The 1,156-nt window shown below is 68.8% G+C and carries 2 protein-coding genes and 1 pseudogene; all 3 read right to left on the bottom strand.

The genetic code is table 11. The features are described 5' to 3' along the window. Window positions 1-234 (bottom strand): DUF4880 domain-containing protein (locus CBW50_RS28415; protein WP_216356431.1); only part of this gene is annotated, 234 nt, incomplete at its 3' end. Next, complete coding sequence (locus tag CBW50_RS28420; protein ID WP_086148570.1) at window positions 227-784, bottom strand: RNA polymerase sigma factor; 558 nt, start codon at window positions 782-784, stop codon at window positions 227-229. The genes CBW50_RS28420 and CBW50_RS28415, both read right to left, overlap by 8 nt. A 2-nt stretch (window positions 785-786) precedes the next feature. Then, window positions 787-1,156, bottom strand: a pseudogene (locus CBW50_RS29665) (hypothetical protein); the annotation flags it as partial.

Genomic DNA, 1,156 nt, shown 5'->3' on the forward strand with positions numbered 1-1,156 from the left:
CCGCGCCACGTTCACGGGCGCCTGCGCCCGCTTGACGGCGCGCGCGGCCGGCGCCATCGCGCCCCACACGGCGCGCGCCTCGGCAAAGGCATTGGCATGCCTGCGGCTGCGCGCGCACCAGTGGCGGAACACTTGCGCGTCGCGCTCCGTCACCTGGCCCGAGGCCAGCCGCACCACCCATGCCTGCGCTTCCTGTTCGATGACACCCATGTCGTCTTCCGCTTGTTCAGTCATGATGTTTAGACGTTTTTCCGGCCCCGGGACCGAAGCGTTGGATGAAATCGCGGCCCATGCGCGCGCAGCAATGTTCCAGGCCGGCGCGCAATTCCTTCTCCACCGTGCGGGCGGAAATGCCGAAGCGCTCGGCGATGTCGCGGTGCGGCAACTGGTCGACGCGGGCGGCGATGACGATGGCGCGCCGGCGTTTCGGCAACTCCTGCAAGGCCCGTTCCAGCTCCTCGATTTCGGCGCGCGCGCTGAAGGTGCGGGCCGGATCGGCCAGCTCGTCGGCCATCTCGTACAGATCGTCGATATCGGGCAGGCTGAGCAGGCGTGCATTGTCGCGTCGTTGATCTTCCGCAATATTGATGGCGATGCGCATCAAATACGCGGACGGATAGCTGATCGCCTCGGGCGCGTTCATCTTTTCCACGCGCAAATACGTTTCATGCAGCGCGTCGTTGGCCAGGTCTTCCGAGCCCAGGCGGCGCTGCAGGTGGCGGCGAAACTGTCCGTAGCGTTCCAGGAACAGCTTGCGCAAGGTGGTTTTCAACAATTCCGGCATGGTCAAGGCACCCCGGCCACGGCCAGATACGGCGCGCAATCGGCGCCGGGGTCGGGCCGCGGCGTCAGCAGGATCGTCAGCGGCTGCGGCAAGCCCATGGGTGGCGCACCGTCCATCAGCAGGCTGCGCAGGCGCTGCACCACGGCGTTGTCGCGCTGCGCCACGCCGCTCGCTTCGAGCACATGCACGGCGCGCACCTTGCCCCGCTCGTCAAGCCACAGCTGGAAGGCCAGGCGGTAGCGGCCGAAGGCGTCCGGATGCAAGCGGCACAGCGCGCGCGTGAGCGAGCGCTGCAGGACGGCCGCATAGCCCTGCAGCGGCGGCGCGGCTGGGGCGGCGACCGGTGCAGGCGCCGGCGCCGCGGGGGCGTCG

The sequence above is a fragment of the Janthinobacterium sp. GW458P genome (assembly GCF_002127585.1).
Classification (GTDB): domain Bacteria; phylum Pseudomonadota; class Gammaproteobacteria; order Burkholderiales; family Burkholderiaceae_D; genus Janthinobacterium.

Bases quoted from the DNA above. Each gene is read 5' to 3' on its own strand.
- CBW50_RS28420 (WP_086148570.1), bottom strand. From the start codon at position 784: ATGCCGGAATTGTTGAAAACCACCTTGCGCAAGCTGTTCCTGGAACGC.